The sequence below is a fragment of the Mycobacterium florentinum genome (assembly GCF_010730355.1).
Classification (GTDB): domain Bacteria; phylum Actinomycetota; class Actinomycetes; order Mycobacteriales; family Mycobacteriaceae; genus Mycobacterium; species Mycobacterium florentinum.
The window spans coordinates 5,557,003-5,583,046 of record NZ_AP022576.1; the positions used below are offsets into that span (position 1 = coordinate 5,557,003).

The following is a 26,044-nucleotide window of genomic DNA, read 5'->3' on the forward strand; positions in this document are numbered from 1 at the left end:
TCGTGGCCTGCCATAACGTCGATATGAGGCACCATCCTAGAAGTGAGTCTTGCGAACCAGGTTGAAACAACCAGGCGCGGGTCGCGCGGCGGCGCGCGCGCGCTGGCGCGCTCCGAGCGCATCTTCAGCGGATACAACTCGTCCGACGCCTACGAGATGGCCTTCGACGAGATGTTCGATGCGCAGGGCAACGTGCGTGGCCCCTACAAGGGCATCTACGACGAGCTGGCGCCAGCGGACGCCTCGGACCTGCGGGCCCGCGCCGACGCGCTGGCCCGTGCGTTCATCGACCAGGGCATCACGTTCTCCCTGTCGGGCCAGGAGCGGCCGTTTCCGCTGGACCTGGTGCCGCGAGTGCTCTCCTCGGCCGAATGGAACCGGCTCGAGCGCGGCATCGTCCAACGGGTCAAAGCCCTCGAGATGTATCTCGACGACATCTACGGCGACCAGGAGATCCTGAACGACGGCGTGATCCCGCGTCGCCTGGTCACGTCCTGCGAACACTTTCACCGCCAGGCCGTGGGCATCGTCCCGCCCAACGGCGTGCGCATCCACGTCGCCGGCATCGACCTGATCCGCGACGAGAAGGGCACCTGGCGGGTTCTCGAGGACAACCTGCGCTCGCCCTCGGGCGTGTCGTACGTGATGGAGAACCGGCGCACCATGGCGCGGGTCTTCCCGAACCTGTTCGCCACCCATCGGGTGCGTGCCGTCGACGACTACGCCTCGCACCTGCTGCGGGCCCTGCGCAACTCGGCGGCCACCAACGAGGCCGACCCGACCGTGGTGGTGCTGACGCCCGGCGTCTACAACTCCGCGTACTTCGAGCATTCGCTGCTCGCCCGGCAGATGGGCGTCGAGCTGGTCGAGGGCCGCGACCTGTTCTGCCGCGACAACCAGGTGTACATGCGCACCACCGAGGGGCAGACCCAGGTCGACGTCATCTATCGGCGCATCGACGACATCTTCCTCGACCCGCTGCAGTTCCGCGCCGACTCGGTGCTGGGGGTGGCCGGTTTGGTCAACGCCGCCCGCGCCGGCAACGTCGTCATCTCCAGCGCGATCGGCAACGGCGTCGGCGACGACAAACTGGTCTACACCTACGTGCCGACCATGATCGAGTACTACCTCGGCGAGAAGCCCCTGCTGGCCAACGTGGACACCTACCGGTGCTGGCTGGACGACGAACGCGAGGAGGTGCTCGACCGGGTCGGCGAGCTGGTCATCAAGCCGGTCGAGGGATCCGGCGGCTACGGCATCGTGTTCGGTCCCGACGCGTCCGAGAAGGAACTGGCGGCCGTCAGCAAGAAGATTCGCGACGACCCGCGCAGCTGGATCGCGCAGCCGATGATGGAGCTGTCGACCGTGCCGACGCGGATCGGCAACGCGCTGGCACCGCGCTATGTCGACCTGCGGCCGTTCGCGGTCAACGACGGCGACGAGGTATGGGTGCTGCCGGGCGGGCTGAGTCGGGTGGCGCTGGTCGAGGGCTCGCGGGTGGTCAACTCCAGCCAGGGAGGTGGTTCCAAGGACACCTGGGTGCTGGCGTCGCGCGCGTCGGCCGCAGATCGTGAGCTGGGTGCCGCCGAGGTGGTGCGTTCGTTGCCGAAGTCCATGTCCGAGAAGGGGCCCGACGACGACTCGCCGGAGTCGCCGCACCAGCAGCCCCTGCAGACTGAGCAACCGCAGGATGGGAAGCCGGCGAAAAGGCAGAAGCAAAAGCAGCAACAACAACAGAGGGCAGGTCGCTGATGTTGGCCCGAAACGCCGAGGCGCTCTACTGGATTGGCCGCTATGTCGAGCGGGCTGACGACACCGCGCGCATTCTCGACGTGGTGCTGCATCAGTTGCTGGAGGATTCCAGCGTCGATCCCGACCAGGCGTCCCGGCTGCTGTTGCGAGTGCTCGGCATCGAGCCTCCCAAGCACGACTTGGACGTCTGGTCGTTGACCGACCTCGTCGCCTACAGCGCCGACTCCAAGGGTGGAAGCTCGATCGTCGACGCGATCACGGCGGCGCGCGAAAACGCCAAGTCGGCGCGCGAAGTGACGTCCATCGAAATCTGGGAATGCCTCAACACCACTTACCATGCCCTGCCGGAACGCGAACGTGCCGCCAAACGCCTTGGCCCACACGAGTTTCTGTCGTTTATCGAGGGCAGGGCCGCCATGTTCGCCGGCCTGGCCGACTCGACGCTCTCGCGTGACGACGGCTACCGCTTCCTGCTGTTGGGCCGGGCCATCGAGCGCGTCGATATGACGGTGCGGCTGCTGCTGTCGAGGGTCGGGGACAGTGCGTCCTCGCCGGCGTGGGTGACGCTGTTGCGTTCGGCCGGCGCCCACGACACGTACCTGCGCACCTATCGCGGGGTGCTCGACGCCGGTCGCGTGGTCGAGTTCATGCTGCTCGACCGGTTGTTCCCCCGGTCGGTGTTCTACTCGCTGAAGCTGGCCGAAGAGAGCGTCGAAGAGCTGGTGCGCAACCCGGCGAGCCGGGTGGGGGCCACCGCCGAAGCGCAGCGACTGCTGGGGCAGGCCCGCAGCGAGCTGGAATTCATGCCGCCCGGGGTGTTGCTCGACACCCTGGAGGCGCGGCTGGCGGGCTTGCAGACGACCTGCCGAGATGTCGGAGACGCGTTGTCGCAGCAATACTTCCACGTCACACCGTGGGTGGCGTGGTCGGATGCCGGTCACAGCGCCAGCCTGGTCACCCGGAACGGAGATACCTGATGTGGCGGCTGCGCGTAGTGCACACGACCGGGTTCGCCTACCAATCGGCGGTGACCGCCTCCTATAACGAGGCCCGGCTGACCCCGAGCTCCGACACCCGGCAAAACGTCATCCTCAACCGCGTCGAAACCATTCCGGCAACCCGGTCCTATCGGTACATCGACTACTGGGGTACCGCCGTCACGGCGTTCGACCTGCACGCGCCACACAGCGACCTGACGGTGACGTCCTCGTCGGTCGTCGAGACCGAGCAGCCCGAACCACCCGCCAAGGATGTCACCTGGAGCGACCTGCATTCCGCGGCGGTGATCGACCGGTTCGACGAATTGCTGCAGCCCACCGAGTACACGCCGTTTAGCAAGCGGGTCAGGTCGATCGGCAGGAGAATCGCCAAGAGCAGCGAGCCACAGGAAGCCGTCAAGGCCGCGGCCGGCTGGGTGCACGAGGAGCTGGACTATCTTCCCGGGACGACGGGGGTGCGCTCGTCGGGGCTGGACGCCCTGAAGGAGGGCAAGGGAGTCTGCCAGGACTTCGTCCACCTGTCGTTAATGCTCTTGCGCGACATGGGAATTCCGGCCCGCTACGTGTCCGGCTACCTGCACCCCGAACGCGACGCGGTGGTCGGTGACACCGTGGAAGGCCGAAGCCACGCGTGGCTGCAGGCGTGGACCGGTGGATGGTGGAACTACGACCCCACCAACGACACCGAGATCACCGAGCAATATGTCGGCGTGGGCGTCGGCCGCGACTACACCGATGTGTCCCCGCTGAAGGGCATCTACTCGGGCCAGGGCGCGACGGATCTCGACGTGGTCGTCGAGGTCACCCGACTGGCCTAGCGGCATCAGATCCGCTGCCGCATCGCGAGAACCGGCCTGGGTCAAGCGAAGTGGACGGCTACGGCCGCGGCGGGACTTCGACCCGGTGCAAGTCGTCGCCGAGCTCGATGCGCCCGCCGAATTCCGAGGCGGCCAGCGTCCGCCACTGTTCTTCTTGTCCGGGCACCAACGCCGGCACATAGTGCGTCATCACCAATGTGCCGACCCCCGCGCGGGCCGCGGTCGCCGCGGCTTCTTCGACCGACGAGTGGTAGTCGCAGATGTCCTGCAGCCGCTGCTGCGGGATCTGCGTGACGATGTCCTTGCGGATCACGGTGTGCACCAACGCGCCCGCCCCGGCCGCCAGTTCGTCGAGGCCGTCGCACGGCACGGTGTCCCCGGCCAGCACCACCGAGGCGCCGTCGGCGTCGATCCGGAACCCGATGGTCGGTGCTACCGGCCGGTGGTCGGTGGGCGCCACCCGAATCGAGACGCAGTCGCGGTCCCACACCGGGCCCTCGGTGTATTCGTGCACCTCGATCGGTGGCGGCGTGTTCAGGTCGTCGTGGTGGGCGATCCGGTAACCGATGTCGTGGCCGAACGCCTTCAGCATCGCCTCGACCGTCTCCGCGGTGCCCGGCGGCCCGATGATCGGGAACGGCGCGGGATCCGGGGTGAACGTGGTGATCCACCGCGTGATGAGCAGGTCGCCGAGATCGCCGATGTGGTCGCTGTGCAGGTGGGTGAGCAGCAGCGCCGACAACCCGGCGGCGCCCACGCCGACTGCCGCCGCGCGCTGCAGGACACCACGCCCGCAATCCACCAGGAACACCTGCCCGCCGGCCCGCACCAGCGTCGCCGGCCCCGCTCGGTTCGGGTCGGGGATGGGACTGCCGGTTCCCAACAAGGTGATCTCGATCATGGCCCTCATCCTTCAAGACGGGTCGGCGGATTGTGGCCCATTCGGCTGATCGCTGGGATCGGCCGTTGTCACATGCGGATGTGACCCGCGGACCCGCGGCCATCTGGTGATGATCAGTTAACGGTTTTCGTGTTGCCTTTCCCGCCGCGCGAGATAGCCGTAGCCTGGTGTGAAGCAGATCACAACCAGCTGGAGGCTTGATGCGGATAGCGGACGTTTTGCGCAACAAAGGTGCGGCGGTCACGACGATCAATCCGGACGCCACGGTCCGGGAACTGCTCGCCGGCCTCGCCGAGCAAAACATCGGCGCCATGGTGGTGGTGGGAGACGAGGGAGTGGTCGGCATCGTGTCCGAGCGCGACGTCGTGCGCCAACTACACGCGCATGGCCCCAGCGTGCTGACCCGCCCGATCTCCAAGATCATGACCGCGACTGTTGCGACCTGCACGAAGTCCGACACGGTCGACGAGATCAGCATGCTGATGACCAAGAACCGGGTGCGCCACGTGCCCGTGCTCGACGGCAAGAAGCTGATCGGCATCGTGAGCATCGGAGACGTCGTGAAGACGCGGATGGAAGAGCTCGAGGCCGAACAGCAGCAGCTGCAGTCCTACATCACGCAAGGCTGATCGCCCTTTTCGCCGAACGTGCACTGATGGCGAGAATTCGGCCCATTTTTCGCCGTCAGTGCACGTTCGGCGATGGCGTGAGTCGAGCACGTTGCGCAATAGCGTGTTTCAGCGCCAGGCGTAGTCGGTGCGCAGCCGGGCGGCCACCACGTCGAAGATCTCGCGTTCCAGGATCGCGCCCTCGCGGCGAATGCCCTCCTCGGGCACGTCGAGCACCCGATCCAGCCGCACCCAGCTTTCCCGGCCCTCGCAATCCCAGTCGCCCGCGCCGATCCCGACCCAATCCGGGTCAGACGCATAGTGCTCCTGACTGGACAGCATGAGCCCGAGCAGGACGCTGCGGTCGCGGCCCACGACGAGCACCGGGCGGTCTTTTCCGCGGGTCGGATCGTCCTCGTAGACCACCCAAGTCCAGACGATTTCCCCGGGATCGGCCCTGCCGTCGAGGTCGGGGGCGTAGACGACCTTGCGGGCCCGTTGGGCGGTGGGGAAGCTGTCGCTGGTCACCGGGCGGCCCTCGGTGATCGATGCCGACTCCGACTCGCCGCCGGAAGCCCGCGCGTTCGCGGTGGTTTTCACGACCTGTTCGATCTCGCGGTACACGGCATGCGCGGTCTGGACCTGCTGGATGAGTCGCGGAACCCCGTAGACGACCACGTTCTGGGCAAACCGCTGGAATGTCTTCCACTGCGATTTCCGGGCAGGGGCCATAGGTGCAGTTTAGACGCGGGCGTCCGATCGCGACTGTGTCCGAGTATGTCCCGACCAGCCCGCATGGATACCCTGGACGTACCCGCGAATCGCCGGTCAGCAGCAACAACAGCACTAGCCAGGAGATCCCCATCAGCAGTTTCGCCGACAAGACCTTCACCGCGCCGGCGCAGATCAGGAACTTCTGCATCATCGCTCATATCGACCACGGCAAGTCCACGCTGGCCGACCGGATGCTTCAGCTCACCGGCGTCGTCGACGAGCGGTCCATGCGTGCTCAGTACCTGGACCGGATGGACATCGAGCGGGAGCGCGGCATCACCATCAAGGCACAGAATGTCCGGCTGCCCTGGAAAGTCGGCGACGAAGAGTTCGTGCTGCACCTGATCGACACCCCGGGTCACGTCGACTTCACCTACGAGGTGTCCCGCGCGCTGGAGGCCTGCGAGGGCGCGGTGCTGCTGGTGGACGCCGCGCAGGGCATCGAGGCCCAGACGCTGGCAAACCTTTACCTGGCGCTGGACCGCGACCTGCACATCATTCCGGTGCTCAACAAGATCGACCTGCCGGCCGCGGACCCGGAGCGCTATGCGGGCGAGATCGCGCACATCATCGGCTGCGAACCCGGCGACGTGCTGCGCGTGTCCGGCAAGACCGGCGAGGGTGTGGCCGACCTGCTCGACCACGTGGTGCGCGAGGTGCCGCCGCCGCAGGGTGACGCCGACGCGCCCGCTCGCGCGATGATCTTCGACTCCGTCTACGACATCTACCGCGGTGTGGTGACCTACGTCCGCGTGGTGGACGGCAAGATCACGCCCCGCGAGCGCATCGCGATGATGTCCACCGGCGCAACGCACGAGCTACTCGAAGTCGGCATCGTCTCGCCCGAACCCAAGCCCAGCCAGGGCCTGGGGGTGGGGGAGGTGGGCTACCTGATCACCGGTGTGAAGGACGTCCGTCAGTCCAAGGTCGGCGACACCGTGACGACGGCCCGACACGGCGCCAAGGAAGCGCTCACCGGTTACCGCGAACCCAAGCCGATGGTCTACTCGGGGCTGTATCCGGTCGACGGTTCGGACTACCCGGACCTGCGCGACGCCCTGGAAAAACTGCAACTCAACGACGCGGCCCTGACCTACGAGCCGGAGACGTCGGTGGCGCTGGGTTTCGGATTCCGTTGCGGCTTCCTGGGTCTGCTGCACATGGAGATCACTCGCGAGCGGCTGGAGCGCGAGTTCGATCTGGACCTGATCTCGACGTCGCCCAACGTCGTGTACCGGGTGGTCAAAGAGGACAACAGCGAGATCGTGGTGACCAACCCGTCGGACTGGCCCGACGGAAAGGTTCGCGAGGTTTACGAGCCGGTGGTCAAGACCACCGTCATCGCCCCGAGCGAATTCATCGGCACCATCATGGAGCTGTGCCAGTCGCGCCGCGGTGAGCTCGGAGGCATGGACTATCTGTCGCCGGAGCGCGTCGAGCTGCGCTACTCGATGCCGTTGGGGGAGATCATCTTCGACTTCTTCGATTCCCTGAAGTCGCGGACCCGCGGCTACGCCAGCCTGGATTACGAGGAGGCGGGTGAGCAGCTGGCCGATCTGGTCAAGGTCGACATCCTGTTGCAGGGCGAGGCCGTCGACGCGTTCAGTGCGATCGTGCACAAAGACGGCGCGTCAGCCTACGGCAACAAGATGACCACCAAGCTGAAGGAACTGATCCCGCGCCAGCAGTTCGAGGTGCCGGTGCAAGCGGCTATCGGATCGAAAATCATTGCGCGCGAGAACATCCGCGCGATCCGCAAGGACGTGCTCTCCAAATGCTATGGGGGAGACATCACCCGCAAGCGCAAACTTCTGGAAAAGCAGAAGGAAGGCAAGAAGCGGATGAAAACCATTGGGCGCGTGGATGTCCCGCAAGAGGCGTTCGTCGCGGCGCTGTCCACCGACGCCGCGGGGGACAAAGCCAAGAAGTAGCGATTGGCTCGGGGGGAGCGAATTGATGCGAGCGCTTGCGCTGTTGGCGCTCGCCCTGCTGACCGCGGGTTGCGTCCACACCGTGGTCGGCATGCCGAAGCGCGCCGTTCATCCCGCCTCACCAGTGGTGCCGCTAGAGCAAGTCCTACCGACCGACGACGAAGTCACGGCCGCGGCCGGTAACCCTCTGATGCCCGAAGGACCACCGCAAGTCGGCGGTACCGAGGTGCTGCCGAACGGGATTCGCGACGATAGCAACGCCGCGCCCATCGAATGTATCGGTGCGACTTCCCCATTGCTGCGCGTCGTCTACGAAAAGGGATCGGTCCGCGCGGTGGCTGCCCAGAGCTATTGGAATCCCAACTTGCGCGTGCCGGTGTTCGGCGTGCGCGCGGGTGCGGTCCGGTTGGCGTCGTCTGCGGATGCACAACGACTTTTCGCGTCGTTCGTACCGCAATGGCAGAAATGCGCGGGCACTACTGTCACCCTGTACACCCACGACACCGAGAACACCGAACTGTATTCGAAGGTGACCGACGTCAAGGTCGATGAACCAATACTGTCGGCGACCGTCATCGCCTGGGACAACCACCACACGCCGCCGACTCCCAACGAGCACGTCGTCGGGATGGAGTCCGACGTAGTCGTCGACGTCAGAGTTTCCGTCGGGCCGCACGCAGAGGCCGGAACCCGGGCCATCGATATCGCCCGGGTGATGTTGCGGAAAGTGTCGAGCACGAATTGAGTGTCGAGTGTATTGCCTTGCCGGGTAGTGGCTTTCGCTACATGGGGGCGTTGGCGGGCTGGAACATCCCGGAGCCGTCGGATTCCTCCTCGGCGCGGATCACGTGTACCACCGCGTTGATCAGCGCCAGGTGGGTGAACGCCTGCGGGAAGTTGCCCAGGTGCCGGCCGGTGCGCGGCTCGATCTCCTCGGCGTAGAGATGCAGCGGGCTGGCGTAGGACAGCAGCCGCTCACACAACCGCTTGGCCCGTGCCACCTCACCGATCTCGACCAGCGCGGACACCAGCCAGAACGAGCAAATGGTGAACGTGCCTTCCTCGCCGGACAACCCGTCGTCGGTCTGCTCGACCCGGTAGCGCAGCACCAGGCCTTCCTCGGTGAGTTCGTTGGCGATGGCCAGCACCGTGTTGCGCACCCGCGGGTCGTCGGGCGGCAGGAATCGCGTCAGCACCACCAGCAGCAGCGAGGCATCCAGCGCGTCACTGCCGTAGCGCTGGGTGAACACCCCGCGCGAGTCCACCCCGTTCTTGAGGATGTCGGCCTTGATCTCCTCGGCGATGACCCGCCACTGCTGGGCATAGCTCTTCTCGCCCTGCCGCTCGGCCAGTTTGGCCCCGCGGTCCAGCGCCACCCAGCACATCACCTTCGACGACGTGAAGTGCTGCGGCTCCCCGCGCACTTCCCAGATGCCGCGATCGGGCTCGCGCCAGTGCGCGATCGCCTCGTCCACCTGCTTCTTGAGTACCGGCCACAACGTCTCCGGAACCTGTTCGCGGGACTTGGCGTGCAGGTAGAACGAATCGAGGATCGAACCCCAAATGTCGTGCTGGATCTGGTCATAGGCGCCGTTGCCGATTCGTACCGGGCGCGCGTGGTCATAACCGGAAAGGTGATTCAGTTCCTCTTCGACCAGGCTGCGTTCGCCACCGACTCCGTACATCACCTGCAGCGGATGGCGCTCGTTGTTGTTCGCGCCGGACACATCGGCGATGAACGCGAAGAAGTCGTCGGCTTCGCGATCCAGGCCGAGCGTGTACAGGCCCCACAGTGCGAAGGTCGAGTCGCGGATCCAGGCGTAGCGGTAGTCCCAGTTGCGTTCGCCCCGTGGCGTCTCCGGCAGCGACGTGGTGCTGGCGGCCAGCAGCGCGCCGGTGGGCGAATAGGTCAGGCCCTTCAGGGTGAGCGCGCTGCGCTGCAGGTACGCCCGCCACGGGTGGTCGGGGAAGTTGCCGATGTTGATCCACTGCCGCCAGCACTCGGTGGTCTGCCACATCTTGTCGGCGGCCTCGTCGTAGGTCTGCGGCGCCGGGTGCTTGGTCCAGCTGAGCGCGACGAACACGTCGTCGCCTTCCTTCATCCGGGTGCGCGCGCGTGCTTCGCGGCCCTCCAGCCCGATGTTCAGGTTGCTGGTCAGGCGCAGCTGGGGGTGGTCGTCGGGTTGCTTGCTGGCGCGTGCGAGCGCCTCGCCGTACGCGTTCGCCGCGTATTCCCAGGTGGGGCCGATGCGGTGGTAGTCGAACGCCGGTTCGCAACTCATGACCAGCTCGACGGTGCCGCTGACGCAGCGGACCGTGCGCAGCAGGATGTGCTCGGCGTCCCAGTCCATCGGGGTGCGGCGGTGGGTTTTGGACCGGCGCTCGATGTCATGCCAGGGGCCCATCACCAGCGCATCGCGCACGATCAGCCAGCCGGTGTGGGTTTGCCAGGTGGTTTCCATGATCAGGCTGCCGGGCAGGTAGCGGCGGGCCGAGGGCACCGAGACGCCGTACGGGCCGAGCCGGAAATGGCCCGCACTGCGGTCGAGGATCGCGCCGAACACGCTCGGCGAGTCCGGCCGGGGCACACACAGCCATTCGACCGAACCCGCGGGGGAGATCAGGCACGTCGTTTCCCAGTCGGACAGAAATGCGTAGTCGGCGATCGGCGGAAACGGGTTGCGCAGCGCGCTGCCGGAGGTGAACGGCGCCGGCGCGCTGAAATCGAGCGGCGAGACCAGCTCCGATTGGCGTGCCGATGGAAACGCCTGCTCGGGGGCGGCGTCGGCGGGCTGGTCGGCGGGTTCGGCGTGCATGACCATCTCGCCATCATCATCTGTCGACCCGCCCGGCGTCCATTATTTGCCGACGTGACGCATTGCGGCGACGGTCGGCGAGTTACCCGTGCGGTCTGGCGAATTCCGGTGCGTGTTCGGACAGCGGACCGATCGCCACCAAGTAGGCGAGCACTCGCCGCAGCGCCGGCAACCGGCCGGCCAGCCGAACGCCCCGGGGCGCGTCGCCGTCGTTTCCGGCCACCACGTCGGCGACCACTTGGGCGTGGATCGTCCGTTGCACGGCCTGGATGATCGCGGTGGGTATCCAGCGGCGCACCTGCACCCGTAACAGCTCGCGTGTGGTTAGCCGTCCGGCATGCAGCGGGCCGGCCAGCAATCGCGCGGTGGCCACCGCATCGGCGACCGCGAGGTTGATTCCCACCCCGCCGACCGGCGACATCGCGTGCGCCGCGTCGCCGATGCACAGGGCGCCGTCGGTGTACCAGCGGCGCAGCCGATCGAGTTGCACGTCAAGCAGTTTCACGTCGTCGAACGAAGTCAGTGTGCCGACCCGGTCGCCGAGCCAGGGCACCAGATTCACCAGCACCTGGTGCAACGCCTCGATGCCCTCCGACCGCATTTCGGTGTCGGCGCCCTTGGGGATGATGTAGGCGATCTGGTAGTAGTCGCCGCGGTCGATCATGATGAGCCCGTGTCCGGACACGAACCTGCCGGCCAGTCCGCTCGGGTCGTCGGGATGGCGAGGCAACCGGAACCACCAGACATCCATCGGGGCGCCGAACCGTCGCGGTTCGAATCCGATCGCGGAGCGCACCGTGGACCCGCGCCCGTCGCAGGCCACCGTCAGCAAAGCACGCATCTGCTTGCTCTCACCGCTGGAGTCGCGGTAGGTGACGCCGGTGACGCGGTCGCCGTCGCGAACCACTCCGGTCACCTCGGTGCTGCGTAACAACCGGAAGCTGGGTTCGGTCTCGGCCGCGGTGGCCAACAGCTCCAGGAAGTCCCACTGCGGCACCAGGGCGATGTGCTGATGCGCGCCCGGCAGGTGGGACAAGTCGAGGTTCAACGGTTGGCCTTGCATCTCCAATTGGATGCTGTCGATCAGGCGGTGGGGGAGCTGGGCGAAGCGCGATCCCAAACCGAGTTCGTCAAGCAGGCGCAGCGTGCTGGCGTGCACGGTGTCGCCCCGGAAGTCACGCAGGAAATCCGCGTGTTTTTCCATCACCGTGACTCTTACACCGCCGCGCGCTAACAGCAGGCCAAGCACCATGCCGGCCGGACCGCCGCCGGCGATGACACAGGTGGTTTCCTCGGATGCGACAGCCACCCGCCGATCTTCACATATTGGTGTTTCGACTGCTCGGACGAATAGTGTGAGCCCGGTGAACGGGTTCCTCAATTGGTGGGACGGAAATGAGCTGTGGATTTCCGGACTTCCCTTCGTGCTGCAGGCCATGGTGGTGATGCCCGTCGTGCTGGCGGTCGCCTACATCGCGGCGGTGGCGCTGGACGCCGTGCTCAGCAAAGGGATGGAGCTGTTGCAGCGTGCCCGTCAGATCGATGGGACGCCCAGGTAATCGGCATGCCCCGGTCTCAGGTGACGCTGGTTCTCGTCACGCTCGTGGTGTTGGTGATCGTCGCCTGGTGGGTGACGCACTGAGGCGGGCGCGCCGACTTGCGCCCAGACCCGGTCCGGTGGCGGGCCAGCGATTTCCTGTTAGGCTTCGCGCCATGCACCTGACTTCCGAAGCCCCGGAATGTGATGTCTTCGTGCACTGTTGTCGCTGACTACCACCCGCGCGCGGTTTGGTACGGAGTTCGCGAATTCCCCGGACGTTTTCGTTGCCTTTCCGCAGCAACGGACCGATATCCGTAAGCCCGCATCGAAAGGCCGTCAATGCATATGGACAACGCCAGCGCCACGCGCTGGCGGCCTCTCGTCGCGCTCGCACTGATCGTCGGTGTTGTCGCGGCTTGTGGCGGCGGCCCCAGCGACGTCGTCGGCGGCAGTGGGCCGTCGGGCGCGCATACCACCATCACCCTGGTCGCCTACTCCGCCCCAGAACCCGGATGGAGCAAGGTGATTCCCGCATTCCAGTCCTCCGAGGAGGGCAAGAGCGTGCAGGTGATCACCTCCTACGGCGCCTCCGGTGACCAGTCCCGCGGGGTTGCCGAAGGGAAGCCGGCCGACCTGGTGAACTTCTCCGTCGAGCCCGACATCACCCGATTGGTCAAGGCTGGCAAGGTTTCCAAAGACTGGAACTCCGATGCGACCAAGGGCATCCCGTTCGGGTCGGTGGTGACTTTCGTAGTGCGCAAAGGCAATCCGAAGAACATCAGGGACTGGGATGACCTGCTGCGGCCCGGCGTCGAGGTCATCACGCCCAGCCCGCTGAGTTCGGGCTCGGCTAAATGGAATCTGCTCGCCCCGTATGCCGCCAAGAGCGAGGGCGGCCGGAATAGCCAGGCGGGGATCGACTTTGTCAGCCAGTTGGTGCGAGACCACGTGAAATTGCGCCCCGGGTCCGGTCGGGAAGCCACCGACGTTTTCGTCCAGGGCAGCGGCGACGTGTTGATCAGCTACGAGAACGAGGCCATCGCCACTGAGCGGCAAGGAAAGCCGGTCGAACACGTCACCCCGCCGCAGACCTTCAAGATCGAAAACCCGCTGGCGGTGGTGACAACGACCCCGCACCTGGACGCCGCCACCGCGTTCCGCAACTTCCAGTACACGGCGGCAGCGCAGAAGTTGTGGGCGCAGGCCGGTTTTCGGCCGGTTGACCCGTCGGTCGCGGCCGAATTCAGGGACCAGTTCCCGTTGCCGTCGAAGCTGTGGACGATCGCCGACCTGGGCGGCTGGGCCACGGTCGATCCGCAGCTTTTCGACAAGAACAACGGCAGCATCACCAAGATCTATACGAAGGCCACCGGATGACCGTGACGACGACCCCGGACCCGGAAGCGATCAGGCCCGAGCTCGACGAGCCCGGTGTGCAGCTGGCCGCAGGGTCTTTCGGGCGACGCGGCAACTCGTCGCTTCGCGTCGGGGTGGCGACGCTGTGGCTGTCGGTGATCGTGCTGCTACCGCTGGCCGCCATCGTGTGGCAGGCCGCCGGTGGCGGTTGGCGGGCATTCACCGAGGCCGTGACGTCGCGTGCCGCGCTGGACTCGTTTCAGGTGACGCTGACCATTTCCGCCGGGGTCACGGTGGTCAACCTGCTTTTCGGCCTGCTGATCGCCTGGGTGCTGGTGCGTGACGACTTCCCCGGCAAGCGTCTTGTCGACGCGATCATCGACCTGCCGTTCGCATTGCCGACGATCGTGGCCAGCCTGGTGATGTTGGCGTTGTACGGGAAAAACAGCCCGGTGGGCCTTCATCTTCAGCACACCGCGTGGGGCGTGGCGGTGGCGCTGGCGTTCGTCACCCTGCCGTTCGTGGTGCGAGCCGTTCAGCCGGTGCTGCTGGAAATCGATCGCGAGACCGAGGAGGCCGCGGCGTCGCTGGGCGCCAGCGGGCGCAAGGTCTTCACCTCCGTCGTGTTGCCGGCGTTGTTGCCGGCGTTGTTGTCCGGTGCGGGCCTGGCTTTTTCGCGGGCCATCGGCGAGTTCGGTTCGGTGGTGTTGATCGGTGGCGCGGTGCCCGGTAAGACCGAAGTCTCGTCGCAGTGGATCCGGACCTTGATCGAGAACGACGACCGTACCGGTGCCGCCGCGATATCCATTGTGTTGCTGCTGGTCTCGTTCGTCGTGCTGTTCGTCTTGCGCCTGGTCGGCGCCCGCGCGGCCCGGCACGAAGAGAGGTCGAAGTGACATCGTCGCCGTGGGTTCGCTACCTCACCCGGTATGTGGCACTGGCCTACGTCCTGGTGTTGCTGATCATCCCGGTGGCGCTGATCTTGTGGCGGACGTTCACCCCCGGGTTCGGTCAGTTCCTCGACTGGATCAGCACCCCGGCGGCGATATCAGCACTGGACTTGTCACTGCTGGTGGTGGCCATCGTGGTGCCGCTGAACGTCTTCTTTGGTATCCCTACCGCACTTGTCCTGGCACGCAACAAATTTCGTGGTAAGGGTGTGCTGCAGGCGGTCATCGACCTGCCGTTCGCCGTTTCGCCCGTCATCGTTGGTGTGGCGTTGATCGTGCTGTGGGGGTCCGCCGGTGCGCTGGGTTTCATGGAGAAAGACCTGGGCCTGAAAATAATCTTCGGCTTGCCCGGCATTGTGCTTGCCAGCATCTTCGTCACGTTGCCGTTCGTGGTGCGTGAAGTCGAGCCGGTGCTCCATGAGCTGGGAACCGACCAGGAGGAAGCGGCGGCCACCCTGGGTTCTGGTTGGTGGCAGACCTTTTGGCGGATCACGCTGCCGTCCATCCGGTGGGGCCTGACCTACGGCATCGTGCTGACCATTGCTCGTACTCTCGGTGAGTTCGGCGCGGTGACCATCGTGTCGTCCAATCTTCCCGGGAAGTCGCAGACACTGACGCTGCTGGTCTCGGACCGCTATAACCGGGGAGCCGAATACGGCGCCTACGCGTTGTCGACGTTGTTGATGGGTGTTGCCGTGGCCGTGCTCATCGTTCAGGTGATTCTCGATGCGCGCCGGGCGCGAGCAGCGAGCAAGGCGTGACAAGGAGAACGGACATGACCGACGCCAAAACCGGCGACCTCGCGATCACCGTGCGCGACGCCAACAAACGCTACGGCGATTTCGTCGCATTGGAACACGTGGACTTCGTCGTTCCCACCGGCTCGCTGACGGCATTGCTCGGGCCCAGCGGTTCGGGCAAGTCGACCCTGCTGCGCACCATCGCCGGCCTCGACCAGCCCGACACCGGGACGATCACGATCAACGGCCGGGACGTCACCCGGGTGCCGCCGCAACGGCGCGGCATCGGATTCGTGTTCCAGCATTACGCCGCGTTCAAGCACATGACGGTCCGCGACAATGTCGCGTACGGACTGAAGATCCGCAAGCGACCCAAGGCCGAGGTCAAGGACAAGGTCGACAACCTGCTGGAAGTGGTGGGGCTCAGCGGATTTCAGGGTCGTTACCCCAACCAGCTCTCCGGCGGTCAGCGCCAGCGGATGGCGCTGGCGCGAGCGTTGGCCGTCGACCCGCAAGTGCTGTTGCTCGACGAGCCGTTCGGCGCGCTGGACGCCAAGGTCCGCGAGGATCTGCGGGCCTGGTTACGGCGCCTGCACGACGAGGTCCACGTCACCACGGTGCTGGTCACCCACGATCAGGCCGAGGCGCTCGATGTGGCCGACCGGATTGCGGTGCTCAACAAGGGCCGTATCGAGCAGGTCGGATCCCCGACCGAGGTCTACGACGCTCCCGCGAACGCGTTCGTGATGTCGTTTTTGGGTGCGGTCTCGACACTGAACGGCAGTTTGGTTCGCCCGCACGACATTCGGGTCGGCCGCAATCCCGAGATGGCGATCGCCGGCGGCGACAGCGCCGCCGAGTCCATCGGGGTGGTCCGCGCGACCGTCGACCGGGTGGTGGCGCTGGGCTTCGAGGTACGCGTCGAGTTGACCAGCGCGGCCACCGGCGGCAGCTTCACCGCCCAAATCACCCGAGGCGACGCCGAGGCACTGGCCCTTAAGGACGGCGACACCGTGTACGTGCGCGCGACGCGCGTGCCGTCCAGCATCGCCGCTACCGCGCCGTTGGGGAGCGCCGACGAAGATCAGAGCACGTTGACGTCGGCTTGAGTGTTACTGCTGCGTCGACCAATAGGGCGGCCGCTGCGTGAGCCGCTCGATGTATTCGGTCACCGTCAGCTCGTCGGATTCGGCGGTATCGTCACCGTGCGCGAACGGGCACCATCGCGGATCGGCTTCGATGATCCACACCGCTTCGAGTTCCACCTCGGGTACCGGGGTGCCCGGCGGCGGCGAGATCAGGTCCGCGGCGAATCCTTCCGCGCCGGGCCAGGTGAGGCCGTCGCTGTAAATGACTTCGTTGTTCCGGTTTTGGGCGACGACATGGTAGTGCGGCAGGCCGGCCAGATGCTTGGCGAGCCGGTGCGAGTCGTGATCGCCCATTGCGCCATGTTAGTGGTGCAAGCGATTTGATGTCGCCTCAGGCAGCGATCTGTTCGGCGGCCGTAGCGGCGAAGCGATCCAGCACCGTCTCGGCCACCAAACGGTGGGCACCCAGCGGGGCGGCCATCTCGATGCGGGCCTTCGCGGCGAATCTTTGTACCCGGTCGGGTATTAACCCCGGAGCCAGGAACCACGGCGCGATGATCACCCGGCCGGCGCGCTGGCGGCGCAGCCGGCCCAGCGCTTCGGCCAGCGAGCGTTCCTGTTGGGTGGCGAACGCGGTAGTTGCCCCTGCCCAACTCGTGCCCGCCAACAGCTTTGGCGCCACCCGTCCCGTGCGGGCGTTCACCGCCAGGTCGGATGTGCCGATCGCCACGACGAGAACACCGACACTGTCATCGAGGCGCGAGACCCCCAGCTCCGTCACGCGCCGACGCAGCACCGACACCAGCCGGTCGTCCTCACCGAGCACCGGTGCCTGCGATACGTGTTGGGTCGTAACGCAATCGGCGATCTGGGCAGGGATGTCGACCCGGGCGTGGTAGGCGTTGGCCAACAGCAGCGGGGTGACCACCGCCGGGCCATCCACCGACGTCAGCACATCGGCCAGGCTGGGTGAGCTGTGTTCCAGGAATGCCAGTCGCACATCGAGATTCGGCCGCAAGCTCGCCACCTGGCCGGCGACGGCCCGCGCGTTGGCCGCCGACCGTGGATCCTTGCTTCCGTGCGCGGTCAGCACGAGCGTGGTCACGACGCGTGCAACCCGCATTCGGTTTTGGCCTGTCCCTGCCAACGTCCGCTGCGGGGGTCGGCGCCTTCGGCCGGTTTGGCGGTGCAAGGGGCGCAGCCGATCGACGGATAACCTTCGTAGACAAGCGGATTGACCAGGACGTCGTGCTCGTCGATGTAGTTCTGCATGTCGTCGTCGGTCCACGCCGCCAGCGGGTTGATCTTCACCAGTTTGAATGCCTCGTCGAAACTGATCAATGGCGCGTTCGCGCGGGTGGGTGCCTCGACCCGGCGTATCCCGGTCACCCAGGCGGAGTAACCACTGAGCGCTTTGCTCAGCGGGGCGACCTTGCGCAGCCGGCAGCATTCACCGGGGTCCCGCGCGAACAGGTCTTTGCCGTTGCGCTCGTCTTGCTCGGCCACCGTGTGCTCCGGCGTGACGTTGAGAACCCGTACGTCGTAGACGGATTCGACCGCGTCGCGAGTACCGATCGTTTCGACGAAGTGATAGCCGGTGTCGAGGAACAGCACCGGTACACCGGGGCGCACCTTGGACGCCATATCCACCAGCACGGCATCCTGCATATTGGAGGCGACGATGTAGTTGCATGTCGCCCAGCCGCGCGGTCCGTTGATACCGCCGAAGTTCTCATCCGTCCAGCGCAGCAGCTCGGTCGCGCTGGCGCCCTCCAGTTCGGCCGCGCCCCGGGCGGCCAGCTCGCGCAGGGCGGCGTAGGCCGGATCGGTCGCTTGGTCGCTCATCGCAGATCGCCCTCCTCGGCGCGAAGCGCCCACTGCGCGAACCGTTCCCCGTCGTTGCGGTGCTTGAGGAAATTGCGCGCCACCCGATCGATGTAGTCGCCCAGCTCGTCGCTGGTGACCTTGTGCTGGCGCAGTTTTCGACCGAATCCGCTGTCCAGGCCGAGGCTGCCACCCAGGTGTACCTGGAAGCCCTCGACCGAGTTGCCATCGCCGTCGTCGACCATCTGGCCCTTGAAGCCGATGTCGGCGACCTGAATTCGCGCGCACGAGTTGGGGCAGCCGTTGATGTTGACGGTGATCGGAACATCGAGCTGCGAGTTGATGTCTTCGAGCCGAGCCTCCAGCTCGGGTACCAAAGTCTGTGCCTTGACCCGAGTTTCGGCGAAGGACAGCTTGCAGTACTCGATCCCGGTGCACGCCATCAGGTTCCGGCGCCAATGCGACGGCTGCGACTGCAGGCCGAGTGCCTCCAAACCGGCGATCAGGTCGTCGAGCTTGTCGTCGGGGATGTCGAGGATGACCAGCTTCTGGTAGGGCGTGAACCGGATCCGGTCGGAGCCGGCCTGCTCGGCGAGGTCGGCCACCGCGGTGAGGATGGTGCCCGACACGCGCCCCGCGATGGCGGCGACGCCGACCGCGTTGAGCCCGTTCTTGAGTCGCTGCACGCCGACATGGTCGATCGGATGCTTGACCGGCTCGGGGGCCGGTCCGTCGATCAGCGGACGCTTGAGGTACTCGGTCTCCAGGACTTCGCGAAACTTCTCGATGCCCCAGTCCTTGATCAGGAACTTCAGCCGCGCCTTGGCCCGCAGCCGCCGGTAGCCGTAATCGCGGAAGATCGAGGTCACCGCGTGCCACACCTCGGGCACCTCTTCGAGCGGCACCCAGGCGCCGACCCGTTGACCCAGCATCGGGTTGGTCGACAGGCCGCCACCGACCCAGAGGTCCAGCCCGGGGCCGTGCTCGGGGTGGTTGACGCCGATGAACGCGATGTCGTTGACCTCGTGCACCACATCCTGCAGACCCGAGATCGCGGTCTTGTACTTGCGCGGCAGGTCGGCGAAGTCGGGGTCGCCGATGTAGCGGCGGACGATCTCGTCGATCGCCCAGGTCGGGTCGAGCACCTCGTCCAGCGACTCACCGGCCAGCGGTGAGCCCAGGATGACGCGCGGGCAGTCACCACAGGCCTCGGCGGTCTGCAGTCCGACCTCGGCCAGGCGCCGCCAGATCTCGGGGACGTCCTCCACCCGTATCCAGTGGTATTGCACGTTCTCTCGATCGGAGATATCGGCGGTGTCGCGGGCGAATTCGGTGGAGATCTGGCCCACGGTGCGCAGCGCGGCCGCCGACAGTGCGCCGCCGTCGCAGCGCACCCTCATCATGAAGTATTTGGCTTCCAGCAAATCGGCATTGTCGTCGCCCGTGAACGAGCCGTCGTAGCCCTGCTCGCGCTGGGTGTACAGACCCCACCAGCGCATCCGGCCCCGCAGATCGTTCTTCTCGATGCTGTCGAAGCCCTCTTTGGCGTAGACGTTTTCGATGCGTTCGCGCACCTCGAGCGGGGGGCCGGCCTGCTTGAACTCCTCGTTGGGGTTGAGCGGCTCGCGATCCCCCAGCGCCCACTGGCCCTCGCTTCGAGCCTTGGCGGGACGGGCTGTGGTCATTCGAAGGTCTCCTTCGCGGGCTGTGCAAGCGTGGACGCGCGACTCACCGGTGATTTGCGGCGGCCGCAGATCCGGCGCCAGCTGGACGTACAGGTGGGGGCGGGTCTACGGGGTCAAGCCGGACAGCTACAGCTGCAGACGCGCTTGAGATCGATGTGCCGTCGCGCCACTAACGCAATGCGCAAGCTGGGCTGGGCGAGGGTCACGCGCCCATTCTGCCACGGATGACGACGGGCCGTGCCACCAGGTCGGATTTGTTCTCACGGTGAGCAAAACTACCCGACAATCCTGGGTAATTCGACACACAAAACCGAGAAATCCCTGAGAGGCCGCCCGCCGCCCGTCTGACGTGCCCGATTAGCCGACCGTCCGGACAAGTCGGTGTCGATGCGTCCGTCCTGCGGCGCCGCGAGGTGGCTCGTACAGTCGTGCGCCGGCGACGGGGTGAATTTGCTCACCTACGCATCCGTCGGGCGACCGGCGAGACCCGGCGAACGTGCAATCATTTGGCATGGCTCTTCGCGCGGCACCGGTTGAGCTGCCCGGGATGCAGCGCAACCCCGGACGGTCGTTCGGGGTGTACGTCCATGTCCCGTTCTGCATAACCCGTTGCGGGTATTGCGATTTCAACACCTACACACCCGCGGAGTTGGGCGGCGTCAACCCGGACGCCTGGCTGGAGGCGTTGCGCACCGAGCTGGCGCTGGCCGCCGCGCGGCTGGACGCGCCGACGGTGAACACCGTGTTCGTCGGGGGTGGGACGCCGTCGCTGCTGGGCCCTGCGCGCATCGTCGCGTTGCTGGACATGGTGCGCGAGCATTTCGTACTGGCGCCGGACGCCGAGATCACCACCGAGGCCAACCCGGAGTCCGCCTGGCCGGACTTCTTCGAGGCCGCCCGAGCGGCCGGGTTCACTCGGGTGTCGCTCGGTATGCAGTCGGTGTCCCCATTCGTGCTGGGCGTCCTCGACCGGATCCACACGCCGAACCGGTCGGCGGCGGCCGCCCGCGAGGCATTGGCGGCGGGCTTCGAACACGTCAGCCTTGACTTGATCTACGGAACGCCGGGTGAAACCGATGACGAGCTGCTGCGCTCGGTCGATACGGCGATCGCGACCGGCGTCGACCACGTGTCCGCATATGCGTTGGTGGTCGAGGAGGGAACCGCGCTGGCGCGCAGGGTCCGCAGCGGCGAGCTGGCCGCACCCGACGACGACGTGTTGGCCCACCGCTACGAGTTGCTCGACGAGCGCCTGTCCGTGGCCGGCTTCGATTGGTACGAGGTGTCCAACTGGTCGCGGCCCGGCGGTGAGTGCCGACACAATGTCGGCTACTGGGACGGTGGGCAGTGGTGGGGTGCGGGACCGGGTGCGCACGGATATGTCGGCGCAACGCGGTGGTGGAATGTCAAGCACCCCACCAGTTACTCGGAGACGCTGGCCGATTCGGTGTTGCCGGTAGCGGGATTCGAGCAGCTCGACGCCGCGGCATTGCACACCGAGGATGTGCTGTTGAAAACCCGGATGCGCCAGGGACTCCCGCTGGAGGTGCTCGACGCCGCGGAGCGCGAACGAGCCAAAACCGTTGTTGCCGAAGGCTTGCTGGTCGCCGATGCCGACCGGCTGGTCCTCACGCCGCGTGGCCGGTTGCTGGCCGACGCGGTCGTGCGGACACTGCTGGGGTGAGCCGCGTCAGACGCCGAACCACCGTCCGATCACGCGGGCAATCTCGATGTAGAGCGGGATTCCGATGGTGACGTTGTAGGAGAACGTCAGACCCAGTGACGCGGCCAACGGCAGTGTCGGGCTCGCTTCCGGGATTGCCAGTCGCTGGACCGCCGGCACGGCGATGTAGGACGCCGCGCCGCACAGGACCGCGAACAGCACGTAGGTGCCCGTCTTGAAGTCGGTGTGGGTCACGCTGGCATAGGTGCACGCGACGAAAATGCCCAGCGTGGCAAAGACATTCGGGGCCAGCAACGCAAAGAAGATGAATCCGGGCCCCGCCGTTCTCAGGTCTTTCAACTTGCGCGACGCCGTCATGCCCATCTCGAGCAGGAACAGACAGAGCACACCCTGGAACGCCATGACGAAGAACTTGTCGTCGTCTTGGACCACCTTTTGGCCCTGCAGACCACTGATCAGGCCGATCACGATCCCGCCGATCAGCAGCACCAACCCGGGGTTGAGGAAGACCTCCTGGATCAGCTCACGGGAGAACAGCGACGGCTTCTTCTTGGTGAGCTGGGTACCCGGACTCACATCGAGTTCCTCTGTGCGCTCACCCTTTTCCAGCGAAAGCTCGAGCTCCTCCTCGATACCCAAGGCGCGCTCGGTCTCCAGGCTCTGGCCGTGCGGAGGCCGTGCCGCGGTGCCGGGCCCGACGCCGACCTTGACCGCCACGTAGTCCGGCTCGTCGGCCATGTTGCCCGCCGAGTCGACCCCGCGGTGCCGCAGATGCGCTACCAGGTAGAGCGCCACCAGGCAGCCGGGAATCTCCATGACGGCCAGCATCACCGGCATGTAGGCGTTGAAGGCGATGTTCACCGCGGTAAGGACCGCCACGCAGGTGGCGAACGTGCCGGCCGAGTCCGACCCGTAATAACCGGCGACGGTTGCCCGGTCGATTCTGCGCAATTTGGTCAGCCAGCCGAGCAGGTAATAGGCGATGATGCCGATCGTGAAGTTGAGCACGAAGCCCAACACCATGAATCCCACGATCGCCCCGACGCTGGAGGCATTGACCTCGGCGAGTTCCTCACCCCCGTGCCAGCCGATAGCCAACAGCAGGTACATGGTGAGGCCTTGGTAGATCACATAAGGGAACTCGAATCGCACCTTCAAGATCGGAATCAGAAATCCGAAGTAGAAGAAAAGCAACAGCGGCTTGAACAGGTTATGCGTGAAGTTATGCCAGAACTCTTGCAGCATTAGTGCCTCTCTTTTTCCGTCCGGTGGCCCGGGTGAAGCACCGTCTGCGAGCGGGGCTACCTCGAACATCCCGACGACCGTGGAAAATTTAGCTCCGCCGCTGCCAAACCGCCACTCGGATCTGACCCGAAATGTGCATGTTGTTCCAAGCCGCGCCGAAATGGCTGCACCTCACAAAACCCGTGGTCACAGCGATGCTGGTAGGACCGGGTGAGTCGCGATTAGCGTGAATCTGGTGTGAGTTGGCTGTGCATTTACTGTCAGGATTAGCGTGTCGGTGCTCAGCCGGATATTAGCGAGGGCCGGACCCCGGCGCCTCGTTTGCGGTGCGTCACGGACAGCCATGCGGACGGTGAGTAATGCGTCGTAATTTCTTCGAATCCATCGACCCGCGAAACCGTAAGCACGCCCGTTTCCTGGTTAATTTCGAGTTCGTCCCCGTCGGATGCGTGGACTTCCTCACCGTTCGCGAGCCTGATCACGAACATGACGTTCCTCTCGGTCGATGGGCGGTAATCGAGATCGGGCATTTGCTGCGTCATTCGCGCCCGGCCGGATTAAACCTCCGTTACGTTTTTCTGTCAGCAGCCAGATGAGACGTCCGCCCCGGGTCGCGCGACTCCGGGCACGCGCCTGGGATTCGAATCCTTTTGGGGTTCACTCGAACTACCCCCTTCTCCGCGCCGGTCGGCCTGGCGAGCCCCCCATGCAGTCGGCGTCGGAGCCAGTGATGGTACGGGGAACACAGCCATGTTAGCCCGTCCCTATGCGCTTGGCAGGTGAACGAGGGGCAAACGTTTGGGCCTCACGACGCCGTTGCAGCGATCGCCGCGCCACCCTAGACACGACGGCTTTCATTGCCACTGCCTGCGGAAATGGGCGGGGGGCAGAGGCCGCGCGGCGCACTGTCCGGATTCGTTGCAGAGGTGATGGCGGATTAACTCCAAACGAGATCTGCCCGAGGGCAACGGCTTCAGAGACCCCAACTTTATGAGGCTGCTATGTTAGGTTAGCCTTACCAATTGTGACTGAAGCTAGCGTCGAGACAAATTCGATCGGTGCGGCGTTTCCGCTGATTCCCATCCCGGCCCGCGTCGACCCTGCTGATCTGGCCGCCGAGTTGGCGGCGGTGCTGGACAAGCGGGTCGGCGAGCAGTATTTGCTCTACGAACACACCGGCCAATGGGTGCTGGCCAGCGGTGTGCACGCGATGGTCGAGTTGGATAGCGATGAATTGCGGGTTATCCGCGACGGCGTGACGCAGCGACAACGGTGGTCCGGGCGGCCGGGATCGGTTCTCGGTGCGGCGATTGACGCGCTGCTGCGAGAAACCGACCAGGTTTTCGGTTGGATCGCATTCGAATTCGGTGTCTACAAGTACGGGCTGCAACAGCGGCTGGCGCCGGGCACCCCGTTGGCCCGGCTGTTCTGGCCCAGTTCCCGGATCGTGGTAAGCCAGGACGGCATTTCTCTCTCCTCGGACGCACATCGCGAAGTGGTGCTCGAATTACTCCGCGAGGGCGTGCCTGACCTGCGTAAAGCCCGCGGGATCGATATCGCCGCCGACGGATCGAAATACCGCAATCGGGTGAATACGGCGGTCAGCGAGATCGCGGCCGGGCAGTACAACAAGGTGATTCTTTCCCGTTCCGTGGAAGTGCCTTTCGCGCTGGACTTTCCGTCTACCTATCGGCTGGGCCGCCGGCACAACACGCCGGTGAGGTCGTTTCTGCTGCAGCTGGGCGGAATTCGGGCGCTGGGCTACAGCCCCGAGCTCGTCACGGCCGTGCGGCAGGACGGCGAGGTGATCACCGAGCCGTTGGCCGGCACCCGCGCGCTCGGCCGCGGTCGGGCCAACGACCGTCAAGCCCGCGATGACCTGGAGTCGAACTCCAAAGAGATTGTCGAGCATGCGATTTCGGTGCGCACCTCGCTACAGGAGATGAGCGAGATCGCCGAACCCGGAACGGCGATCGTGACCGACTTCATGACCGTGCGGGAGCGGGGGAGTGTGCAACACCTGGGCTCCACCGTCACCGGGCGGTTGGATGCGTCCAGCGACCGAATGGACGCGTTGGAGGCGCTCTTCCCGGCGGTCACCGCCTCGGGCATCCCGAAGGGCGCCGGCGTCGAGGCCATCATGCGTCTCGACGAAGCGCCGCGGGGGCTGTATTCCGGTGCGGTGGTGATGGTCTCGGCCGACGGAGCTCTGGATGCCGCGCTGACCCTGCGGGCGGCCTACGAATCCGACGCAAAGACCTGGCTGCGGGCCGGCGCCGGGATCATCGAAGAATCGCAAGCCGAGCGCGAATTCGAGGAGACCTGCGAGAAGCTGTCCACGCTGGCGCCGTATCTGATTGCGCGTCAGTAGCTCTCAGTTGGCTTGGCGGCGGCGTTCCGCCAACTCGTCGGGCGGTGCTTCGGCCCCGCCTTCCGGTGAGCGCTCGAGGTAGTCGGCGAGGATGCGGCTGGCCAACGACTCGATGCTCGATTCAATCGAGGACGCCAGCGTTGCGGTGACGGTGGCGACCGCCTGGGTGCGGAACCGAACCAGCATCGTGATCAGCTCGGCGATCTCGGCGTCCGCGGGCAGCGCCTGGCCCGGCTTGATCTTGTCGAGGACGTGTTCGGCGCCCGCGCGCACCAGCAGGTCGCTGATCTTGTCGATCTGGGGCACGATCTGTTCGTGCAAGTCGACGAGCTTCTCCAATTTGACGCCGTAGCCCCGGATTTCGTTGAACGCTTCGATCAGCTTGGGCCGGGTCACGGTGGCCTGCGCGCCGTCGACCCGGATCACCTGCAGCGCGACCAGCCGTTCGAATGCCGTCGGATCGTCGACGAGCCGACGGGCGTCGACGAGCGCCATGGTCTCCGGTTTCTCGGTGGTCCAGGTACCCACGATGGCCGTCTCCAGGCCCAGAACATCGCCGAGGTTCTTGCCCTGCTCCCACGCGCTGAGCATCTCCTGCACGTGGGCGAGGTTGTAGCCGCGGTCGAGCATCGAAGTGATCAACCGCAGCCGGGTCAGATGGGTGTCGTTGAACAAGGCGATGCGGCCGACCCGCAGCGGCGGCGGTAGCAGCCCGCGATCGCGGTAGACCCGGATGTTGCGGGTCGTGGTGCCGGCCAGCCGGGCCAGGTCGTCGATCCGGTACTCCCCGGACGCCGCGGTACCGTGCGGGTGACGCACCGCCGCGTCGAAAAGCTGGGACACCGCGGTCTCGATGAAGTCCCGGGATTGGCGGCGAACGCGTTTGGGAACCCGTCGCACGTTGTACAGGACGCTCGCGATGGTGCCGGGCTCCGGGCGAGGCGGTCGGTCGGATGGCATCTC

The 26,044-nt window shown here is 65.8% G+C and carries 25 protein-coding genes; 13 read left to right on the top strand and 12 right to left on the bottom strand.

Going from position 1 to position 26,044, the window contains the following annotated elements; all coding sequences use genetic code 11:
• Nucleotides 1-33: 33 nt before the first annotated feature.
• The 3 genes from G6N55_RS26265 to G6N55_RS26275 are packed head-to-tail and all read left to right on the top strand — an operon-like array spanning nt 34 to nt 3,568.
• Nucleotides 34-1,752, top strand: coding sequence for a circularly permuted type 2 ATP-grasp protein (locus tag G6N55_RS26265; protein WP_232079106.1), 1,719 nt, complete (start codon nt 34-36; stop codon nt 1,750-1,752).
• The gene (locus G6N55_RS26270; protein WP_085220684.1) at nt 1,752-2,729 is read left to right on the top strand and encodes an alpha-E domain-containing protein; all 978 of its coding nucleotides are present in this window, start codon (nt 1,752-1,754) and stop codon (nt 2,727-2,729) included. The genes G6N55_RS26265 and G6N55_RS26270 overlap by 1 nt, the downstream gene beginning before the upstream one ends.
• Entirely contained in the window at nt 2,729-3,568 is an 840-nt protein-coding gene (locus tag G6N55_RS26275) for a transglutaminase family protein (protein WP_085220683.1), read from the top strand. Before G6N55_RS26270 ends, G6N55_RS26275 begins: the two co-directional genes overlap by 1 nt.
• Nucleotides 3,569-3,626: 58 nt before the next feature.
• Here the strand turns inward: G6N55_RS26275 and G6N55_RS26280 are convergent, their stop codons facing one another.
• Nucleotides 3,627-4,469: a ribonuclease Z gene (locus G6N55_RS26280; protein ID WP_085220682.1), complete on the bottom strand. Its 843-nt coding sequence runs from the start codon at nt 4,467-4,469 to the stop codon at nt 3,627-3,629.
• 200 nt (nt 4,470-4,669) lie between these two features.
• On the opposite strand from G6N55_RS26280, the gene G6N55_RS26285 reads away from it, so the two are divergent.
• Nucleotides 4,670-5,098 (top strand): CBS domain-containing protein, encoded by a 429-nt coding sequence (locus G6N55_RS26285; RefSeq protein WP_085220681.1) that lies wholly within the window; start codon nt 4,670-4,672, stop codon nt 5,096-5,098.
• Nucleotides 5,099-5,206: 108 nt separating this feature from the next.
• On the opposite strand, the gene G6N55_RS26290 is transcribed toward G6N55_RS26285, so the two are convergent.
• Nucleotides 5,207-5,809, bottom strand: coding sequence for a type II toxin-antitoxin system PemK/MazF family toxin (locus G6N55_RS26290; protein WP_085220680.1), 603 nt, complete (start codon nt 5,807-5,809; stop codon nt 5,207-5,209).
• A 125-nt stretch (nt 5,810-5,934) separates the two neighbouring features.
• On the opposite strand from G6N55_RS26290, the gene lepA reads away from it, so the two are divergent.
• Both lepA and G6N55_RS26300 read left to right on the top strand, forming a co-directional pair.
• Nucleotides 5,935-7,782 (top strand): translation elongation factor 4, encoded by a 1,848-nt coding sequence (lepA, locus tag G6N55_RS26295; protein WP_085221212.1) that lies wholly within the window; start codon nt 5,935-5,937, stop codon nt 7,780-7,782.
• A 25-nt stretch (nt 7,783-7,807) separates the two neighbouring features.
• A complete protein-coding gene (locus tag G6N55_RS26300) occupies nt 7,808-8,527 on the top strand; it encodes a sensor domain-containing protein (RefSeq protein ID WP_085220679.1) in 720 nt (239 codons plus the stop codon).
• Between the two features lie 37 nt (nt 8,528-8,564).
• Here the strand turns inward: G6N55_RS26300 and G6N55_RS26305 are convergent, their stop codons facing one another.
• Nucleotides 8,565-10,604, bottom strand: coding sequence for a glycoside hydrolase family 15 protein (locus G6N55_RS26305; protein WP_085220678.1), 2,040 nt, complete (start codon nt 10,602-10,604; stop codon nt 8,565-8,567).
• Nucleotides 10,605-10,680: 76 nt separating this feature from the next.
• A complete protein-coding gene (locus tag G6N55_RS26310) occupies nt 10,681-11,907 on the bottom strand; it encodes an FAD-dependent oxidoreductase (RefSeq protein WP_264001992.1) in 1,227 nt (408 codons plus the stop codon).
• A 46-nt stretch (nt 11,908-11,953) separates the two neighbouring features.
• Here G6N55_RS26310 and G6N55_RS26315 point away from each other — a divergent pair, with 46 nt between their 5' ends.
• The 5 genes from G6N55_RS26315 (at nt 11,954) to G6N55_RS26335 (ending at nt 16,293) form a co-directional block, all read left to right on the top strand.
• A complete protein-coding gene (locus G6N55_RS26315) occupies nt 11,954-12,157 on the top strand; it encodes a hypothetical protein (RefSeq protein ID WP_139826701.1) in 204 nt (67 codons plus the stop codon).
• A 326-nt stretch (nt 12,158-12,483) separates the two neighbouring features.
• On the top strand, nt 12,484-13,515 hold the full coding sequence (locus G6N55_RS26320; RefSeq protein ID WP_085220676.1) for a sulfate ABC transporter substrate-binding protein: 1,032 nt from the start codon (nt 12,484-12,486) through the stop codon (nt 13,513-13,515).
• Nucleotides 13,512-14,390: a sulfate ABC transporter permease subunit CysT gene (gene cysT / locus G6N55_RS26325; RefSeq protein WP_085220675.1), complete on the top strand. Its 879-nt coding sequence runs from the start codon at nt 13,512-13,514 to the stop codon at nt 14,388-14,390. The genes G6N55_RS26320 and cysT overlap by 4 nt, the downstream gene beginning before the upstream one ends.
• A complete protein-coding gene (gene cysW / locus G6N55_RS26330) occupies nt 14,387-15,205 on the top strand; it encodes a sulfate ABC transporter permease subunit CysW (RefSeq protein WP_085220674.1) in 819 nt (272 codons plus the stop codon). The genes cysT and cysW overlap by 4 nt, the downstream gene beginning before the upstream one ends.
• A gap of 14 nt (nt 15,206-15,219) precedes the next feature.
• Nucleotides 15,220-16,293 carry a sulfate/molybdate ABC transporter ATP-binding protein gene (locus G6N55_RS26335; protein WP_085220673.1) on the top strand — a complete coding sequence of 358 codons (1,074 nt, stop codon included), beginning with the start codon at nt 15,220-15,222 and terminating at the stop codon, nt 16,291-16,293.
• A gap of 3 nt (nt 16,294-16,296) precedes the next feature.
• On the opposite strand, the gene G6N55_RS26340 is transcribed toward G6N55_RS26335, so the two are convergent.
• The 5 genes from G6N55_RS26340 to G6N55_RS30415 form a co-directional block, all read right to left on the bottom strand.
• Nucleotides 16,297-16,626 carry a hypothetical protein gene (locus G6N55_RS26340; RefSeq protein ID WP_085220672.1) on the bottom strand — a complete coding sequence of 110 codons (330 nt, stop codon included), beginning with the start codon at nt 16,624-16,626 and terminating at the stop codon, nt 16,297-16,299.
• Nucleotides 16,627-16,663: 37 nt separating this feature from the next.
• Complete coding sequence (locus tag G6N55_RS26345) at nt 16,664-17,395, bottom strand: sirohydrochlorin chelatase (RefSeq protein WP_085220671.1); 732 nt, start codon at nt 17,393-17,395, stop codon at nt 16,664-16,666.
• Entirely contained in the window at nt 17,374-18,117 is a 744-nt protein-coding gene (locus G6N55_RS26350; RefSeq protein ID WP_085220670.1) for a phosphoadenylyl-sulfate reductase, read from the bottom strand. The genes G6N55_RS26345 and G6N55_RS26350 overlap by 22 nt, the downstream gene beginning before the upstream one ends.
• Nucleotides 18,114-19,781: a nitrite/sulfite reductase gene (locus tag G6N55_RS26355; RefSeq protein WP_085220669.1), complete on the bottom strand. Its 1,668-nt coding sequence runs from the start codon at nt 19,779-19,781 to the stop codon at nt 18,114-18,116. Before G6N55_RS26355 ends, G6N55_RS26350 begins: the two co-directional genes overlap by 4 nt.
• A gap of 113 nt (nt 19,782-19,894) precedes the next feature.
• A complete protein-coding gene (locus G6N55_RS30415; RefSeq protein WP_372517604.1) occupies nt 19,895-19,987 on the bottom strand; it encodes an Ms4527A family Cys-rich leader peptide in 93 nt (30 codons plus the stop codon).
• 305 nt (nt 19,988-20,292) lie between these two features.
• On the opposite strand from G6N55_RS30415, the gene hemW reads away from it, so the two are divergent.
• Nucleotides 20,293-21,465, top strand: a complete 1,173-nt coding sequence (hemW, locus tag G6N55_RS26360; RefSeq protein ID WP_085220668.1) for a radical SAM family heme chaperone HemW — start codon at nt 20,293-20,295, stop codon at nt 21,463-21,465.
• A gap of 6 nt (nt 21,466-21,471) precedes the next feature.
• Here the strand turns inward: hemW and G6N55_RS26365 are convergent, their stop codons facing one another.
• Nucleotides 21,472-22,710 carry a sodium-dependent bicarbonate transport family permease gene (locus G6N55_RS26365; RefSeq protein WP_085220667.1) on the bottom strand — a complete coding sequence of 413 codons (1,239 nt, stop codon included), beginning with the start codon at nt 22,708-22,710 and terminating at the stop codon, nt 21,472-21,474.
• 281 nt (nt 22,711-22,991) lie between these two features.
• Nucleotides 22,992-23,198: a hypothetical protein gene (locus G6N55_RS26370; protein WP_085221210.1), complete on the bottom strand. Its 207-nt coding sequence runs from the start codon at nt 23,196-23,198 to the stop codon at nt 22,992-22,994.
• A gap of 536 nt (nt 23,199-23,734) precedes the next feature.
• Here G6N55_RS26370 and G6N55_RS26375 point away from each other — a divergent pair.
• Nucleotides 23,735-25,081 (top strand): salicylate synthase, encoded by a 1,347-nt coding sequence (locus G6N55_RS26375; RefSeq protein WP_085220666.1) that lies wholly within the window; start codon nt 23,735-23,737, stop codon nt 25,079-25,081.
• Between the two features lie 3 nt (nt 25,082-25,084).
• On the opposite strand, the gene G6N55_RS26380 is transcribed toward G6N55_RS26375, so the two are convergent.
• Nucleotides 25,085-26,041 carry a MerR family transcriptional regulator gene (locus G6N55_RS26380; protein WP_085220665.1) on the bottom strand — a complete coding sequence of 319 codons (957 nt, stop codon included), beginning with the start codon at nt 26,039-26,041 and terminating at the stop codon, nt 25,085-25,087.
• Nucleotides 26,042-26,044 lie beyond the last annotated feature (3 nt).